Annotated in this window: 12 protein-coding genes; 8 read left to right on the top strand and 4 right to left on the bottom strand. The window is 67.6% G+C overall.

The window, feature by feature from the left end; genetic code table 11:
* The first annotated feature begins 1 nt into the window (after position 1).
* A complete protein-coding gene (locus ACOYYX_RS23205; RefSeq protein ID WP_422924143.1) occupies positions 2-1,345 on the top strand; it encodes a sensor histidine kinase in 1,344 nt (447 codons plus the stop codon).
* Here ACOYYX_RS23205 and ACOYYX_RS23200 read toward each other — a convergent pair.
* On the bottom strand, positions 1,329-1,952 hold the full coding sequence (locus ACOYYX_RS23200) for a hypothetical protein (protein ID WP_422924141.1): 624 nt from the start codon (positions 1,950-1,952) through the stop codon (positions 1,329-1,331). The two genes, ACOYYX_RS23205 and ACOYYX_RS23200, sit on opposite strands and share 17 nt — an antisense overlap.
* Before the next feature lie 406 nt (positions 1,953-2,358).
* Between ACOYYX_RS23200 and ACOYYX_RS23195 the strand changes: the two genes are divergently transcribed.
* The 5 genes from ACOYYX_RS23195 (at position 2,359) to ACOYYX_RS23175 (ending at position 12,502) form a co-directional block, all read left to right on the top strand.
* Positions 2,359-6,264 carry a protein kinase domain-containing protein gene (locus tag ACOYYX_RS23195; RefSeq protein WP_422924139.1) on the top strand — a complete coding sequence of 1,302 codons (3,906 nt, stop codon included), beginning with the start codon at positions 2,359-2,361 and terminating at the stop codon, positions 6,262-6,264.
* A gap of 1,328 nt (positions 6,265-7,592) precedes the next feature.
* Complete coding sequence (locus ACOYYX_RS23190) at positions 7,593-8,609, top strand: DUF1559 domain-containing protein (RefSeq protein WP_422924137.1); 1,017 nt, start codon at positions 7,593-7,595, stop codon at positions 8,607-8,609.
* A 94-nt stretch (positions 8,610-8,703) separates the two neighbouring features.
* Entirely contained in the window at positions 8,704-9,225 is a 522-nt protein-coding gene (locus ACOYYX_RS23185; protein ID WP_422924135.1) for a carboxypeptidase regulatory-like domain-containing protein, read from the top strand.
* 395 nt (positions 9,226-9,620) lie between these two features.
* Positions 9,621-10,649, top strand: coding sequence for a succinylglutamate desuccinylase (locus tag ACOYYX_RS23180; RefSeq protein ID WP_422924134.1), 1,029 nt, complete (start codon positions 9,621-9,623; stop codon positions 10,647-10,649).
* 203 nt (positions 10,650-10,852) lie between these two features.
* Complete coding sequence (locus ACOYYX_RS23175) at positions 10,853-12,502, top strand: sialate O-acetylesterase (RefSeq protein WP_422924132.1); 1,650 nt, start codon at positions 10,853-10,855, stop codon at positions 12,500-12,502.
* Positions 12,503-12,605: 103 nt separating this feature from the next.
* Here ACOYYX_RS23175 and ACOYYX_RS23170 read toward each other — a convergent pair whose 3' ends face one another.
* The 3 genes from ACOYYX_RS23170 to ACOYYX_RS23160 all read right to left on the bottom strand — a co-directional run bounded on the left by ACOYYX_RS23170 (position 12,606) and on the right by ACOYYX_RS23160 (position 15,362).
* Positions 12,606-13,784 (bottom strand): hypothetical protein, encoded by a 1,179-nt coding sequence (locus tag ACOYYX_RS23170; protein WP_422924130.1) that lies wholly within the window; start codon positions 13,782-13,784, stop codon positions 12,606-12,608.
* 527 nt (positions 13,785-14,311) lie between these two features.
* On the bottom strand, positions 14,312-15,076 hold the full coding sequence (locus ACOYYX_RS23165) for a methyltransferase domain-containing protein (RefSeq protein ID WP_422924128.1): 765 nt from the start codon (positions 15,074-15,076) through the stop codon (positions 14,312-14,314).
* Positions 15,077-15,128: 52 nt separating this feature from the next.
* On the bottom strand, positions 15,129-15,362 hold the full coding sequence (locus tag ACOYYX_RS23160; protein WP_422924126.1) for a hypothetical protein: 234 nt from the start codon (positions 15,360-15,362) through the stop codon (positions 15,129-15,131).
* 220 nt (positions 15,363-15,582) lie between these two features.
* Between ACOYYX_RS23160 and xseA the strand changes: the two genes are divergently transcribed.
* Together xseA and xseB are read left to right on the top strand one after the other, a co-directional pair.
* Positions 15,583-17,400: an exodeoxyribonuclease VII large subunit gene (xseA, locus tag ACOYYX_RS23155; protein WP_422924124.1), complete on the top strand. Its 1,818-nt coding sequence runs from the start codon at positions 15,583-15,585 to the stop codon at positions 17,398-17,400.
* Positions 17,393-17,758 (top strand): exodeoxyribonuclease VII small subunit, encoded by a 366-nt coding sequence (gene xseB, locus ACOYYX_RS23150; RefSeq protein WP_422924122.1) that lies wholly within the window; start codon positions 17,393-17,395, stop codon positions 17,756-17,758. Before xseA ends, xseB begins: the two co-directional genes overlap by 8 nt.
* Position 17,759 lies beyond the last annotated feature (1 nt).

Below are 17,759 nucleotides of genomic sequence, written 5' to 3'. Positions count from 1 at the left end.
CATGAGGTCGATCTACGTCAAAATCCTGCTCTGGTCGGTCGTCACGATCGCCTTCTCGCTGGTCGCCTTCGGCGCGGTCTCGTTCTACATGGACGGGCGGCGCCCCGGGCCCGGCGACTTCTTCCACCGCACGATCGCCTGGATGGACGACGAGGTCCTCCGCGCCTACGAGGAAGGGGGTAAGGAGCGCCTCGGCCCGTTCCTCGTGCGCCTCAACCTCTACTACAACGCCGAACACTACCTGGTCGACGCCGAGGGGCGCGACCTGGTCGACGGCCACGACCGGTCGGATCTCCTGAAGCAGGCCGACATCCACCCGAAGCCCCCCCGGCCCGATCGCGGCCGGGTACTCATTGGCCATCCCCTGCGCAAGGGGCGCTACTATCTTTTGATCCGGATCACGCATGGCCGGTTCGATCCTCGCGGCATCCTGCCATACTACGCGGCGGTGGTGCTGGTGATCGCCCTGCTCGGCTACATGCTGGCCGTGCACTTCGCGGCCCCCTTGCGGAGCCTGCGCCTGGTCGTGGCCCGGTTCGGGAAGGGGGATCTGGACGTCCGCACCGGTTCGACCCGGCAGGACGAGTTCGGCGAGCTCTCCAGGGCCTTCGACGAGATGGCCGGCCAGATCCAGACCCTCCTCAACGCCGAGCGCAGGCTCCTCCAGGACGTCTCGCACGAGCTTCGGTCGCCGCTGGCTAGGGTCGGCTTCAACCTCGAGCTGGCGAGGATGGGGGACGACCGCGACCTCGCGCTCGACCGCGTGAAGAAGGATTTCGAGCGCCTCTCCCGGCTCGTCAACGAGCTGCTCGAGCTGACCTGCGCCGAAGGGGATCCGTCCTCGAGGCATCACGAGGAGGTCCGGCTCGACGAGATGCTGCGATCGCTCGTGGACGACGCCTCGGTCGAGGCCGAGGCCAAGGGCTGCCGGATCGCCCTCCGCATGAACGACGCCGCCGCGCTCGTCGGCGACCGCGAGCTCTTGCATCGGGCCCTCGAGAACGTCCTCCGCAACGCCATCCGGCACGCGCCCGACGAGACCCTCATCGAGCTCGACCTCACCCACGAAGGCGGGGTCGCCCGGGTCTCGATCCGCGACTACGGCCCCGGCGTCCCCGAGGCCGCCCTGGAGTCGATCTTCGACCCCTTCTTCCGCGTGGGGACGGATCGGAGCCGTTCGAGCGGCGGGGTCGGCCTGGGCCTCTCCATCGCCAGGCGGGCGATCGAGCTGCATCAGGGGCGGGTCTCCGCCCAGAACGCCTCGCCCGGCCTTCGCGTCGTCATCGACCTGCCGATCTCGTCCGCGATGCCCGAGCCCCGCGAAGGGCTCATGGCTCGAATCTAGGGATCCGCACGGCCCGAGGCTCCTTGGTCGGATGCTGGTAGGGGAAGACGACCCGGGCGTTCTGGCAGAGCGGATACCAATGGAGTAGGGCGTCGAGCTTCGCGTAAATAGCCTTGGCATCCGTCCCGTAGACGTAGACGGCCGTCTCGGTGGGGCCGGCCCAAGAGCCTCGGATCGAGCCGAGGTCGGGCTCGAGGGCCGCATTGATCTCGTCCGCGAGGGCGTTGATGCCCGAGTTCTCGTAGACCTCCGGGGGCAGGTCCAGGCCGTCGAGGTAGATGGCGAGCCCTTCGTTCGTGCCGAAGGGGATCACGGCCTCCCGGCCGTCCTTCTCGTAGCGGAGCTCCGAGCCGACGGGGGCCCCGCCCATCTCCAGGACGGTCTTGATCACGTGCAGGGCCTCGTCGAGCCCCTCGGCCTCGACGGTCAGCTCCACGTCGAGATCCACGTGCTCGATCTCGTACTCGAGGGAGTACTGGGTCCCGCCGCCGCTGACGGATCCGAGCCCCTTGCCCTCGAGGACGGCCTCGAGCGGGTCTTCATAGCGGTCGCAACGCTCGGCGGGCTCGATCGGTTCCAGGATCTTGGCGACGACGAAGTAAGGCACGCCTCGGCTCCTCCCTGCTTGGCCTCGATGATCGACCCTCATCCTGAGGGGGAATTGTCGCCCAAAACCCTCTGCCGGGCAACGCAAGTCATCGGCATCGGCCCGACCGGGCTGTCGAAACCGGAGCTAGAATCCTCACTAGGGGTAGGTCGACGTATCGACGTTTTTGGAATCGACTCCTAAGAAGGTCGTCGTCCCCGGCGAGGCCGCCAGGGGCTCGGCTGCCGTCTTCCTAACATGGTTTGCCCTCAATGAGTTGAGGGGGTTGTTGGGCGCTCGACGCGCGTGTTAGAGTGGGCGATGACCTTGCCCTTCCGTTTCTCGATCGGTCCATTGACATCGACTTCGCCTTGATCGCAACGCATCCGACCGGACGCTTGGCGCCGGGCCTCGAGGAAGCTCGCTTATGGTGGATCCGCAGGCGTCACGGTTCTGGCAAGCGTCGCTCCAGAGCGGCCTGATCAGCCTCGAGGGGCTGACGGCCTGCTTCGAGGCGCTTCCTCCCGAGAAGCGCGTGGCCGATCAGCTCGACCGCCGGCTGGCCAGGCAAGCCGTCCAGGCGAAGCTGCTCACGCTCTGGCAGGCGCAGCAGCTCCTGGCGGGGAGGTCGTCCGGCTTCAAGATCGACCGCTACGTCCTGCTCGAGATGATCGGGCAGGGGGGGATGGGCCGGGTCTACCTCGCCAAGGATTCGAGGCTGAACCGGCGGGTCGCCATCAAGATCCTCTCGCCCGAGCGCGTCAATAACCCGCGGGCCATCGCGCGCTTCCAGCGCGAGGCGAGGGTCGGCGCCCAGCTCCAGCACGAGAACCTCGTCCGGATCTACGACGAGGGGGAATCGAACGGCAAGTGCTACCTCGTGATGGAGTTCATCGAGGGCAAGAACCTCGGGACGATCGTCGCCGAGGACGGCCCGATGCCACCGAGCACCGCCGCGAGGCTGGTCCGCCAGGTGGCGCTCGGGCTCGAGCACGCCCAGCAGAAGGGGCTGATCCACCGCGACGTCAACCCGTTCAACATCCTGGTCACGCGCGACGGGACGGCCAAGCTGACGGACCTCGGCCTCGCCATCGACCTGGCCGAGGAAGAGCAGGTCACCCGCGACGGCGCCACCGTGGGGACGTTCGACTACGTCTCGCCAGAGCAGGCGAGGCATTCGCGCTCGGTCGACACGCGCAGCGACATCTATTCGCTGGGCTGCACCTTCTACCACATCCTCGCCGGCCAGGTCCCCTTCCCGAGCCCGAGCCTGCCCGAGAAGCTCTTCGGCCACCAGGCGGTCGAGCCCGAGGCGGTCGAATCGATCGCGCCGGCCGTCCCCAAGGCGCTCGGCGACATCGTCCGCAAGATGATGGCCAAGCAGCCCGAGGACCGCTACGGGACCCCGCTGGACGTGGCGCAGGAGCTCGAGCCGTTCACGGGCGAGCAACCATCGTCGTTCCAGGAGGGGACGCCCGTCGCCAACCCCGGCCAGGACACGCGCGAGACCCCCGTCCTCTCGTCGAGGACGCAGATCGCCCCCGCCCAGCCCGCATACGTCCCCAACCCGTCGATCATGCCCGTGGCCTCGGCCGACGAGCCGCCAACTCCGCCAGCTTCCGGCCTGCCCCCGGAACTGGCGATGATCGCCGAGACGGATAAGACGCCCCCCTCCGGGGTTTTCGCGTTCCTCAACCTGAACCTGAACCCGGAGCCCCCCTCGACGCCGCCCGCCCCGCCGCAAACGCCCCCCGGGGCCGGGGCCGTCAGGTCGACCCCGGAGCCGTCGCCGAAGTTCGAGACTCCGCCGCAGGCCAAGCGCCCGCGAGAGTCGTCCCCGGCCCCCGCGAGCCGGCAGGCCCCGTCGCCCCTCGGCGACTTCCCCGACTTCTCGAAGATCGGCGAGGAGCCGAAGCCCCAGGCCGAGGACTTCTCCGGCCTCGGCCTGTCGATCGACCTCGGCGAGTCCCCGACCTCGAAGTCCAAACCCGCGCCGACCGAGGAAACGCCACGGCCGAGGGCGAAGGCCCCAGAGCCCGCGAAGGCGAAGGCCCCCGAACCCGAACCTGCCCCGGTCCCTGAGACGAAGCCCAGGGCCCCGAAGCCACCGGCCTCGGACCCCTTGCCCGACTTCGCCAGGATCGGCGAGGCCGCCGAACCCGAGGGGATCGACCTCGGCCTGAACTTCGGCCCCGAGCCCACGGCTCCCGCCGCCCCCGCCCGGCCGCCCAGGGCTCCGGAGCCCGCGAAGGCTCGACCCTCGCCCGAACCGCTGCCCCCACCGGCCGCCGCCCCCGCGCCGGCCGCGTCGACTCCGGCGGCGAAGCCCAAGCCGCCGAGCCCCGCCCCGAAGCCGGCCTCGGAGCCCTTGCCCGACTTCTCGAAGATCGGCGAGGCCACCCCCGCCGACGAGCCTGCCGGCTTCGACCTCGGCCTGAACTTCGGCCCCGAGCCGACTCCGCCCCAGCCGCCGCCCGTCAAGAAGCACTCGGAGCCGCCGAAGCCCAGGGCCGAACCGACGCATGCCGCCGCGGCGACCCCGCCGCCCGCGAAGCCCAAAGCCCCGAAGCCTCCGGCCGAACCCTTGCCCGACTTCTCCAGGATCGGCGGGGCCGATGTGCCTGCCGACGAGCCGCTCGGCCTGGATCTCGGCCTCAACTTCGCCGCGGAGCCGGCTCCGCCCAGGAAGCTCGCGGAGCCGCCGAAGCCGAAAGCCGCCCCCGAGCCGACCCCTGCCGCCGCGACTCCCACGCCGACTCCCCCGGCGCCCGCGAAGCCGAAGGCCCCGAAGCCGCCGGCCGAGCCCCTGCCGGATTTCTCGAAGATCGGCGGGGCCGATGCGCCCGCAGCCGATTCCGCGGGCTTCAACCTCGGGCTCGACCTCGGGCCCGCGCCGGCGTTGTCGGGAGGTTCCAGCAAGCCGAAGCCCGCTCCCAAGGGCCCGGCGGCCGTCGCAGTTCCGACCCCGTCTGCCGCCCCCGCCGAGACTGTCCCCGCCGCGACACCGAAGAAGAAATCAGGCTCCAAAGCCGACCTGCGCCCGATCCTCGGGGTGGCCGCGGCCGTCCTGCTGATCGCCGTGGCGGGAGGCCTTTACGCTTCGGGCATCCTCGGCGGGGGACAGGGCGGCAAGACCACGCCCAAGACGAAGGCCGAGCCGGTCGTGGCCAAGGTGGCCCCTCCCGAGTCGAAAGAAGGGGCGTCCGAGACCCCAGAGAAGAAGGTGGCGATCGTCACCCCGCCGGCGACCCCGACCAAGGCGGCCCCCGAGGTCCCCAAGGGAGAGCCCATCGCCGTCAAGGCCCCCGACGGCACCGTGGCCGTCGAGCCCGACTTCAAGAGCGCCATGCAGCGCGCGATCGGCAGCAAGGGGCACGTCCTGCTCAACAACAAAGAGCCGATCCGACTCTCGGGTCCGGCCGCGGCGCTCCGGATCTCGGGCGGGCCGCTCTACATCCGCGCCGCCAAGGGGGCGAATCCGGTCCTGGAGCTCGACCTCAAGGGGTCGGATGCCTTCATCACCCCCGGTGCGGAGACGCCGATCACGATCGAAGGGGTGACGATCGTCGCCCACTACGGCAGCGAGGCCAAGGCCCCCGCGCCGATCATCGAGGCCCCGGGGCATGTCCGGCTCGATCGCTGCGTCTTTCGGGCGACGGGCGCCGTCGCCGGCAGTCGCGCCGTCGTCGTCGAGGGGGGGAGGGTCGTCGTGAACGGCTGCCTCTTCCAGGGCTTCGACACGGCGCTCGACGTCGCCTCGATCGGCGGTTCGCCCGCGTCGATCGCACAGAGCATGTTCATCCACGGCAAGCCCGGCGGCACTCCGAGCGGCTGGGGTGTCCGCGTGCGGATGATGTCGGGCTCGGGCAAGAACCCGAGGAGCCTGACCCTGGATCATTGCACCTTCCAGGGCAAGGGGTTCCTCGACCTCGTCGGGTTCTCGGCGCAGTCTCCCCTCAAGGTCGGCATCAAGAACTCGGCGGTCCTTGCCGAGACCTGCCTCCTGGCCTGGGAGCCTTCGGCCCCCGGCACGCTGCTCGACAACAAGGCCCTGCTCTGGACGGGCAAGGGCAACCAGTACGACGTCCGGGGCAAGTCCTGGGTGGTGACCTCGAGGACCGAGCCCGGCAAGGAACTCCCCGACGGCCCGATCGACCTCGCCTCCTGGTCGAGCCTCGGCGCCGAGGACGATCCCGCTCCTCCCCCCTTGAAGTTCATGACCGACCCCTCCAGCCTCCCCGACACCCCCCAGCCGGCCGACTTCTCGGTCGTCGATCAAGGCGCCCATTCCGCCGGCGCCGACGCCAAGCTCGTCGGGGCCGCGAGCCACTGACGCCTCTCCGCGGAGGAGAGAGCCGGGCGGGCCACGATCCGACTCCATCCTCGATTTCTCAAGCAAATTGAATCAAATCATTGTTTGTTGATGATGTCCGGGGCCGCGTTTGCGTGGCCCCTTGGGCATGCGGGAGCGTCTGCGCAAAGTGATCCGGTGACGTGGCGAATGCGGATCGCGTCGGAGGTTGGCATTGCCTCGAACCCACGCCCGGTTCCAGATCACATGAATTTCCTCAAGTGAATATCTGAGTGAAATTATAAAAGTGTGGGCCAACGATTGAGTCGTCGCGGGACGATATGAATGAAGAAAACAGCAAAATCTCTTGATGGTAAAGTCATCCCGGCTGTGAGCAACGGGGGCATGATTCTTAAAATCAACCTGCCGGGAAGGACCAGGCTTCGAGCGTTTGTCGCTTAACCTACCTGAGGGTACCAATTCCCACCCCGAGCAATTCACGCCGGCCTAAAGATCGCGGAGTCCGACGCTTCCTCGAAATGTGGATGGAAGACGGGAAAGCCTGGGAGGGTGAGAGGGATGGCGATGATTCGTTACTCCCGACCACCCGACGATCGGATCGCAATCCCTGCCTCGATTCGACATGCGAGAAGGCCGCATCCATGAGCGGAATTCCCACCCCTTGGAGGCATCTGATCTCATTTTTTGAGTCCCGTGTACTCAGAAAATGATCACAGCTTGCTTCTCGGGATTGGCAGAAGTGGTGCCGTGCAAACTTCTTGCGGTGCGATCATTTTCACGCCATGGGGATTTGATAGAGTCTATGAAAATCTCATAGAAATCACTCCGAACTCTGTATAGAATCGGATTCGCCTTCGAGGTGCTTCGAACGCAGTTACATCGGGCAAATCGTCGAAGATACGAGTCCTCGGCTTCATCTTCGAGAGGAGGCAAATCAACTTGGCCGTCGATCCCGGTTGTAGGGGTATTCACGCCCGGACGAGAGCCGGATCGATCGTCAACCGATAATACGAAGGTTTTGATTCGCTCAATCGCATCTCGAGGTCATCCGACTTCTCGTGGTTGAGAGGATGTTTCTGGATCGATTCGGGCGGCCTGGTCGCAGAGACCCTGGTGCGTCCCGAAAGATATTTATCCTGAAAAGATGCTGGCTCCACTGGTCTTCAACCTCTCCCCGACCCCTCCCCGGGTCTCGTGACCAGAAGGGCCACAGTCGCCGCAAGGCGATCCTCCCTGATCTCCTCGCCGGAAGCTCTATCCCGGTCATCGCGACGGTGTGACCGCTCGTGTCACGCTGCGCCTCGCGATTCTCCCAATCTTCCTCGTTCTGTACTGACGGAGTCATCTGGATGCGAAATCGATCGCCACGGGGTTTCACCCTGATCGAGCTCCTCGTCGTCATCGCCATCATCGCCGTATTGATTGCGCTCTTGCTCCCCGCGGTGCAGGCCGCCCGCGAGGCCGCGCGACGGTCCCAGTGCACGAACAACCTCAAGCAGATGGGGCTGGCGATGCACAACTACGTCGGCACCAATGGCGCCTTCCCCCCCGCGAAGATCTTCTCGGGCAGTTGCTCCGGTACCTCCAACGGCGGCAAGGGGTTCGTCTTGAACACCACCGGCTTCACGATGATCCTGGGCTTCCTGGAGCAGACCGCCCTGTACAACGCCTACAACTTCAGCCAGGCCTCGAGCGATTCGGCCTGGGGCGGCGGCGGCGGCATGAACATCAAGGTCGTCGGCGACGCGATGTCGAACTCCACAGTCGTCGGCACGCTCGTCGCCACCTTTGCCTGCCCGTCGGACCAGGCTCCGGTCACCGTGACGGCCGACCCCACGACGCCCAGCTCGGCCTACTCGCGCAACAACGCCAGGCGCAGCAATTATCTTCTATCCACGTCGGTGTATACGGATTATGATTGCGGCTACACGCCGGACTCGGCCTACCAGGGGGCCTTCTTCAACGACATCTCGACCTCGATCAGCGACTTCCGCGACGGCACGAGCAACACGCTGCTGATCGGCGAGTCTCGCCAGATCAACATCTATGACGTCTTCGGCCCCTACTGGGGTTCGGGCACGCACACGTCGACACACGGGCGCGTGATCTACCCGAGCAGCACGGACGCCCGCTACTACCTGCCCAACGCCTCGTGGGGCGACCGCGACTGCCCGGGCAACATCATGGCCTGCAACCCGAAGGGGCTCCCTTACGCCTGGGTCTTCTCCAGCTACCACCCCGGCGGGATCAACGTGGCGATGGCCGACGGGAGTGTCCGCTTCATCAAGAATTCGATCAGCACGACCACCTGGTGGGCGCTCGCGACCATCAAGGGGGGCGAGATCCTGAGCTCCGACTCCTACTGAGTGCGTCGCGTCTCCCGGCCGCGAGCCCTCGCGTCGGCCCCGTCGCGGGCGGTGTGGGGCTCGCGATACCTTCCCAAAAGGATCGACAGCCAACATGCGAGAGCTTTCGAACATGAATAGCCGTTGGATCGCGGCCTTCTCCTGCCTGCTGTTGGTCGCGGGTTGCGGTGGCAACGAGGAAGATTCGTTCGTGCTGGTGCCCGTCTCGGGGACGGTCATGCTCGACGGCAAGCCGCTGGAGGGGGCGACGGTGACATTCATCCCGTCGATCTCGAACAAGCCGGCGACCGACGGGGGCGACGTCAGCGGCTCGGGGGGCTCGTTCTCCGCCAAGTACCGCAATCGCCCGGGCCTCGCGCCGGGGAGCTACAAGGTCGTCGTCGGCCAGCCCAGGTCGGGCGGCGGGAGCAGCAAGGCCGGCGCGCTGCCGGACGACATCACCAAGAGCCCCTACATGGCGGGCATGGCCCTGGACGCGGCGCGTGGCGGCCCGGGGGGCAAGAAGGCCGAGAAGGCGTGGCCCTACGGCGACGCCACGTCGACTCCCCTGAACCACGAGGTCTCCGCGAAGGGGGATACCGGCCTCCAGTTCGACCTCAAGACCGCCCTCAAGTAAACCTCAGACGCCCACCTTCCCGAGGCTCCTCCGGATCCCCGGAGGGGCCGCCTCCTTGCCTGACCTCCCCACCTCGGCGATCATTATCGGGCCGAGCCCCTCGCGACATCACGCCGAAGCATGATTCGACTTACTGATGGATGACGACGACCCCTGGATGTCAAAGTCGTCTCGCTGCCGGCCCTGCGAGCGAAACCGCTAGGCGGACGGCGGGTTGTGGACAACACCTCGCCGATCCCCTACAATCCGCGAAAATTCACAAGGTGGGGCTTCGCGACGACCGGGTGGCACGTTTCCCCCACCGGGTGCGACCGGGATCGGCTCTGCCCGCGCGTTCGGGCGGATCGACGCCCTGGTCGACGCGGCCTTGCCGATCAGGCGAGAGATGTGCTGATATGAACCGAGTTGTGGCCCGTCCCCAGGATCTCGACCTCGATTCCCCCGGCCGTCGCGACTACTGGGTGGCGCTCGAGCACGACAGCATCTGGGGCGATCATCTCCTCCCGCTGACGGTCTGGGTGGGGCCCGAGGCCGCGCCCGACAAGGGGCTCGTGGCGTTCGGCTCCAACCACGGGAACGAATACGAAGGCCCCGTGGCCCTGAAGAAGCTCCTCCGCGAGATCAAGCTGGAGGACGTCCGGGGCCGGATCATCTTCATCCCGGTCTTGAACCCGTCGGCCTTCCGCTCGGGGACGCGCGAGAGCCGCCTCGACGACGGGGTCAACCTGAACCGCGCGTTCGTCGACGGGGCCGGGGTCACGCCGTCGCTGGCGGGGATCACGCACCGGGTCGCCGCCTTCGTGCGCCAGTTGATCTGGCCGAGGGTGCACATTGTGCTCGACCTCCACTCCGGAGGCGAGGTCGCCCGCTTCGCGATCTGCGCGAACTACCACCACGTCGACGAGCCCGAACTCGCCCGCAAGATCGAGGAGACGGCCCGCTGGTTCGGGACACCTTGCCTGATGGTCTACCAGAATGTGACCCCGGGCCTCCTTCCGAGCGAGGCCGAGCGCCTGGGCAAGATCACCGTGGGGACGGAGCTCGGCTGGGGCAAGGCCGTGAACGTCGACGGCGTCCGCTATGGGCGGCAGGGGGTGCTCGCTGCCGCGATCCACAATGACCTGCTGCGCGGGACGATCGAGCCGATCGACCACCATCGCGACGGCACTCAGCGCAAGCTTGAGATGGTCGATCGCGCCTGCTTCGTCGTCGCCCCCTTCGACGGCCATTACGAGCCGATCGTCGAGTGCGGCACCCGGGTGCGCAAAGGGGATGTCGTCGGCTACCTCCACGACTTCGACCACATCGACATGGAGCCCTGGCCGGCCGCCGCGGGCGTCGACGGGGTGGTCCTGGCGCAGGCCTGGGTGGCCCCCGTCCCCCGAGGCCAGCACATCGTGGTCGTCGGCCGCGAAATCGCCTGAGGTCCGTGCGCAAGCCCTCGGCTCGGGCCGTGGTCCCGTCTCGCCCCGCCGGGTCGTCCCGGCGATCGCGAGGATCGGGGCCGGGACCTCGTTCGAACCGAGCGACCGCCAAGGTAAGGTGGGGATCCCTGGTCGTGCAGGATCCGCTCCCACTCGCCGCAAAAGATCGGCGGATCGTTGGAACACTCGAGGATCAATCCGCAATGCTCATTTCGTTGATGCGAGGCATGCTGGCGTCCCGTCTCCTGATGGCCCTCGGCCTGATGCTGGCCCCGGCCCTTGCGGTGCAGGCCCAGGAGCCGGCCAAGGCGACTGAGGGATTGGCGCCGACCAAGGCTGAGGGGGCGCACGAGGAGAAGAAAGAGGAGGCGAAGCCCAAGCCGGTCACCGTCAAATCACCCGTGGCGATGCAGGTCTTTCAGCGCAATGAGGATGGTTTCGCCGACATCCCCATCGTGGTGGATGCGGAGGGGACTTCTGAAACGGTGCGTAGCGTTACCCTGAGTGGGCAAAACACTCAGATAAACGTGGCCTATCGCGACGGCAAGTTGCTCAAGGTCCCGGCCGGTGGCCCGTATACGATCACCGTCGTCGTAGCGGACCCGAATGCCCCTCATCCGGGGATCACTGGGGGAGTCATCCAGATCCCGTCGGTCTACGTCGGCGACCTCTGGGTCCTGGCGGGACAGTCGAACATGGAAGGGGTCGGGAACCTGACCGACGTGACGCCCCCGTCCGATCGGGTCTTCGCCCTGGGGATGGACGGCAAGTGGGTCAAGGCCGAGGAGCCGCTCCACTGGCTGGTCGACTCCCCCGACCCAGTGCACTCCGGCGACCCGAAGGACCGCGCGGCCCGCTCCGAGGCCCAGCACAAGACCCGCGTCAAGGGGGCCGGCCTGGGCCTGCCTTTCGCCGCGAGCCTGGCGGCCAAGACGGGCATCCCCATCGGCCTGGTGATCACCGCCCACGGCGGCACGAGCATGGCTCAGTGGGATCCGGCCAAGAAAGGTGAGGGGGGGAACAGCCTCTACGGCTCGATGTTCCGTCAGCTCGAACTCGCCGGCGGCAAGGTCCGCGGCGTCCTCTGGTATCAGGGGGAGTCGGACGCCATGGGGGACGCGTATAAGATCTACCCCAAGGTCTTCGCCGACTTCATCGCCGCCCTTCGCAAGGATCTCGGCCAGCCCGAACTGCCCTTCTACTTCGTGCAGATCGGCCGCTTCGTCCACACGTCGGATCCGAAGGGCTGGAACGCCGTGCAGGATGCCCAGCGCCTGCTGCCCGACCGCGTGCCGAACACGGCCGTCGTCGCGGCGATCGATCTCGAACTCGACGACCTGATCCACGTCGGGACCCCCGGCCTGAAGCGCCTCGGCCAGAGGCTCTCCCTCATCGCCCAGCGCGAGCTCTTCAACGACGTGGGCGCCACCACCCCCACGCTCGACCGCGTGAGCAAGCGGGCCGACCACACCCTCGTCCTCAAGTTCAAGGGGGTCAACCGCGCCCCGGGCACCCCCGCGGGGCTGAACCCGCAGGGCGGGAGGATTCGGGGTAACGTGGCGAATCCGGGGGCTGGTTTGCCCGCGTCCAACGGCGGCCTGAAGGGGCTCCAGCCCGCGAGGCATATCGCCGGCTTCTCGATCCGCAAGGAGGACGGGACCGAGATCCCGATCATCTTCGACGCCGGCGTCGGCAAGTCCAACGACACCGTCGAGCTCAAGCTGGTCGGCGACCTCCCCGAGAAGGCGTTCCTCTGGTACGGCCACGGGCTGAACCCCTACTGCAACCTGACCGACGCCCTCGACATGGCCGTCCCCGTCTTCGGCCCGATCCCGCTCGATGAGATCAAGTGATTCGAGTGTGAACAGTTTATTTTGAATTGTTGATCTTCATGAGGGCCGCGCGGGACCGGGATTGCCGGGCCCGTCGCGGCCTTCTCGCTCGCCGGCGATTCGCTCAGTTGCTCGAGCCTCGCCAGCGGAAGGCCCCTCGGAGGAGGCGATTCCCTCGCGAGTCGAGCCGACGCTCCGTGTTGTCCCAGGGTTCGGAAGGGCCGGGGTCGGGCGCCCAGACATAGGGGGCGATCCACCTGGCGACTTGCGGGTTGGCCACGGCATCCAGGAGGCTGTGTTCGCTGCCGAGCAGTTCGTGGAGGTCGTGCTCGGAGTAGCGGGCGGCCATCGGGCCGAGTTTCCCCAGGTCGTGGTTGGTGAGCCCGACCTTTCCCAGGGCGTGGTGGTGGTCGCTCCGCCTGAGCAAAGGATAGAAGCGGAGGGCCTCGTCCCGTCGGTTGTACAGGTTCAGGAACGCCTGGCAGCCGAGCAACGCTCGATCGAGCCTGGCGCAGGGGTTGAGCCAGGTGTGGTCGCTGGCGCCGGCCAGGACCACCGCATGGATGAAGAGGTCCGGGCGCAGCGTCGGGAGGCCGACCTCCGGGTCGTGGTCCTGGCTGTTCAACCGGCCGCCTCCCAGTAAGTGGACCGCCGAGGGGACGACACGCCCGCCATAGCTCTGGCCCAGCAGGCAGATCCGGCTCTGGGGCGGGAACGCCTGGACGAAACGCGCGAGGTGATAGCCGGCGATATACGCCCGTCGGCCTTTCTCGTTGATGTCGCGCATGTCATTGGGATAGACCCGCTGGCTCGGCCAATCGAACGCGATGACCACGGTGCCGGGGAGGATCGCCCGGTGGCGTTCGAGCCAACTGTGGGTCCAGAGCAGGCCCCCGAGCGCGATATCGGGCGTCGTCAGGCTCCCCTGCACCTGGATCAGGACCGGCGATCCCGCGGCCTGGGAGAACATGATCGCCGGGTCGGTTTCGACCAGGTCACCCTGGGCGTCGAAGTGTCGGACCCGTAGCCGGGGCCAGGGGTCGGTCCCCATCTCCTGGGGGCATTCGCGGGTGTCCACGACCCAGAATCGCTCGACCCGTTCCGGCCTCGGGGTGAAGTGGTCGAGGAAGACGAAGGGCCAGCCGGTGTCGGGGTCGAGCGCCCCGTCCAGGAAGTTCTGCTCCCGCTGGCTGATCCCCGGGCCGGTCGCCCCCGGATCGAACATGCCACCGGGGCGAGGGCGGCCCAACCTCGAGGGCGAACCGGGAGGGGCCGAACGGCCCGAGGGGATGGGCAGCGGCACGAGGCCCCCGAGCCCTCGACGAGCCCCGCTCTCCTCGGATTCGCCGGGCGGGCTCGTTGAAGGGGCCGCCGGAGATGGGGCCGACGGTCCGCCTGGCTGCCTCGCCGCCGGGGCTGTTGGAATGGGTGGCTCCGAGGCGCGGCGGCTCCGACGAGCCGGCGGCCGCGCCGGCCGGATTTGCCGGCCGCGGGGGCGAAGGGTCCGGCTCCTGAGACGATGTGTATTCGGCGGATGCGATCGCGATGAGGAGGATTAGCGGGGGAAGACCGAGCTTCGACATCGACGAGCCGCTCCGAAATCGTGATACCGACGTATTCGCGTTTGTTGTGTTCTTGACGGATATATCGTGTTTTCGGCTCGCAACAGTTGAACGAGAGGCCTGGGAAACGTTGATTCTCGCGATTGTCTGGCCCGAGGCGCCTTCGCCAGCGATCACGCACCGGCCATCGTCGGCAACTCCGAGGACGTGATCCATCGGGGGATGCCTAAGCCGGCCGGCTTGTTTTCTCAGCGATAAAGTGGTGTCGTCAGTGGGCCGTCGAGCCCTTTCGGGCCGTCGCGCTGACCCAGGTCTGGGCGAAGAGGCCCCCCGGCACTCGCGACCAGCGTCGGAACGCGTCGATCGTCCCGTCGTCGAGCCCGGCCTCCTCGAGCCGGAGGGCGAGGTAGTCGACGATCAGGGAACGGTCGGCGTAGCACTCGTACTCGGCATCCATCTCGATGCCCTGGAGGCCGGCGAGCTCAAGCAGAAGCCCGAGCTTGCGGCCGACCTGTGTATCCCCGCCGTTGGCCTTCTGAAGTTGCTCGTAGAAGGTCAGAGCCTTCTCGACGGCGGGGTCGGGCGGGCCGAGGACGAAGCCGCCCCAGTCGGGGCTGCGGAGCCCGATCACGCCGCCCGGTCTGAGGACGCGGGAGAACTCCCGGACCGTCGCGCCGGCGTCTGGGACGTGCTCTAGGAGGGCATGGGCGAAGACGGCGTCGAAGCTGGCGTCGGGGAAGGGGATCTTCTGCCCCTCGACCACCTCGAATCGGAGGTTGGCGACCCCCTGGTTGTCGCGCCTGGCCGTCTCCACCTGGCTTGGCCCGGCATCCAGGCCGACGACCTCGCCGGGCGCGACGACCTCCGCCAGGCCCCTCGTGATGCTGCCGGGCCCGCAGCCGCAGTCGAGCACGCTCATCCCGGGGCGGAGCAGGTGGGTGAAGAACCGGGCGTGCGTGTCGACCGTGCGCCTGGCCATGAACTGCACGGCGTTCCGCGAATAGCCCGGGGTGTAGTTCGGATTCTCCGGCATGTCAGGCTCTCCCATTCCTGCTTTGAGCGTCCGGGTGCGTGCAAGGTTCGCCTCAGCGCCGCTTTCGCTTGGCCTTCGCGGCGGGAGGGGCCGGGGCGTCGGACTCGCCGAGCAACCTGTCGGGGAGGCTGACCCAGTCGGCATGAGCTTTGAACCGACGCAGCTCCGACGCCTTGCCTGCCGGCTTCTCCTCCGCAGGCTCCTGGGCCTCGGCGAAGGGTGGGAGGGCCTCGCAGAAGACCAGTAGCAGCCAGATGAACGCCAGTTTGTGTGTTCTCGTCAACATGACGGCGTCTCGCGATCTCCGGTTCGGTCTCGAGGGGGGCCTGAAACTGTTGTGCCGCAAGGGGGCTTCGTCGTCAATCGGTTCAACCTTGACGGTGCGGGTTGTGCACGCTCGTCGACCAATCAACGTTGACGCATCGCCGGGGCTGTGCTTGGATGTCGGCCGAGCCAGGATGGCGGAGCACGTCGCGAGCGAGCGAGTTCAAGGAAGAGCGAGGCCGATGACCGTCAACGACCGCGTCGACCTCAACGTCCCCTACGTCGAGAAGGAGGACGCCAAGGCCCTCGGGGCCCGCTGGGACCAGAACCGCAAGGTCTGGTTCGCGCCCCCGGGCATGGACCTGACCTCCTTCAACCGCTGGCTACCCCAGGGCTTTACGCCGACCATGTCCGGCACCGGCGGCATCGCGACCGTCGCGGTTCCCGACTCCGACGCCGAGGCCACCGCCGAGTCAGGGATGGCCCTCATGGACCTGCTCGCCCGGGTGCGAGGGGTCGTCGAGCGCCAGATGGCGGAGCTCGTCTGGGTCCGCGCCGAGATCAGCGAACTCCGGGGCAAGAACGGGCATTATTACCTCGAGCTGGCCGAGCGCAACGACCGGGGGGACGTGCTCGCCCAGGCCCAGGCGGTGATCTGGAAGAGCCGCGCCGCGGATATCGTGGCCAAGTTCGAGGCGGCGACCGGGGAAGGGCTCCGGGACAACATCAAGATCCTCTGCCTCGTCCGGGTCCGGTTCGACGTGCTCTACGGGTTCTCGCTCATCATCGAGGACGTGGACCCGTCGTACACGCTCGGCGACCTCGCGGCGAAGCTGGCCCGGATCCGCGAGAAGCTCCATCGCGACGCCCTCTACGAGCGGAACCGGGGACTGGCCGCCCCGCTCGAGTTCGTGAGGATCGCCGTGGTGAGCCCGTCGTCGTCGGCGGGCCTGGGGGACTTCCGGCGCGAGACGGACCGGCTCCAGCTCGCCCGCCTCTGCGACTTCCGATTCTACCCGGCGACCTTCCAGGGGCTCGACGCCCCCTCGTCGATCCGGACGGCCATCAACGAGGCTCTTGCTTCGCATCGTCGCCGGCCGTTCGACGCCCTGGTGGTCATCCGCGGCGGCGGCTCCGTCACCGACCTGGCCTGGCTCAACGACCTGGAACTGGCCCTCTTGCTCTGCCAGGCGCCGATCCCGGTGCTGACGGGGATCGGGCACGAGCGCGACAGCACGATCCTCGACGAGATCGCCCATCGCCGGTTCGACACCCCATCCAAGGTCGCCCTGCACATCGCCGCGACGATCAAGGACAACGCGTTCGCCGCGCTTGCGGACCTTGGCCGGATCCAGGCCCAGGTGGAGGGGATCCTTGCGAGGGAGCGGACCTCGGTGCAGGCGCAGGCCGACCGCGTCAAGGTTGGCCTGAGTTCGAGCCTGGAGCGTGCCTCGAGCGAGCAGGCGAACCAGGCCGCCGCGATCCGCGCCGCGGCCGGGTACAGGGTCAGGGAGGCTTCGCAGGCGATCGAGAACGACCGAGAGAAGGTCCTTGGCAAATCCGAGAGCATGCTCGGCGAGACGGAACTCGGGCTCGCGAGGATGTCGGAGGCGGTCGCGAGCCGGGCCCAACTCCAGATCGGGGTGCAGGAGTCATGGCTCAGGCGGGTCGCCCAAGCCGTGACCCTCAAGGCCCAGGGGAGCATGAAGACGTTCGCCGACGCCCTGGACCGGCTCCGGAGCCAGTCCGAGGTCGACGCGACCCGGGCGATCACGAAGGCGCAGGATGACCTGAACTGCGAGAGAGGTGCCTTGCTCGAAGAGGCCGGCAACGTCCTCGAGCAGGCACGCCAGGAGGTCGAGGCGGGGACCAGGATGGTCGTCGGGCTCGGCCCCCAGGCGACGCTCCGTCGCGGCTTCGCCATCGCGCGAGATGGCAAGGGCCGGCCGCTGGCGACGCGCAAGGCCGCCGCGAGGTTGCCGACATTCGAGGTGGAATTCCAGGACGGGCGCCTGCCCGTATCGAATCGCGAAGACCAGGGAGGGGACCGCGATGCTTGACGAACTCGATAGCAGCAGCTTCAACAAGAACTACCGGATCCTCAGGGAGACCGCCGACTGGCTCTCGGGCCAGAAGGAGCCGGACATCGACCAGCTCGTCCCCAAGGTCGAGAAGGCGATGAAGGCGTACAAGATCTGTAAGGACCGGCTCGACGCCGTGCAGACGACCCTGGCCCAGTACTTCGACCAGGACGAGGAGGCCGCCGAGGCCCGCCGCCCCGAAGAGCCCGGCAACGGCGTGGCCCAGACGACCCGCCGCCGCCGAGCCTCCAGCAATGGGAATGGCAACGGGAATGGGAATGGCAACGGCAAGCATGCCTCGGATCACGACGGCGGCGAGGACGGCGTTCCCTTCTGAT

The organism is Singulisphaera chitinilytica (genome assembly GCF_049331405.1).
Taxonomy (GTDB): domain Bacteria; phylum Planctomycetota; class Planctomycetia; order Isosphaerales; family Isosphaeraceae; genus PoT.
Note: the sequence above shows the minus strand (reverse complement) of the source record. Positions and strands in the feature narration are given on the sequence as shown.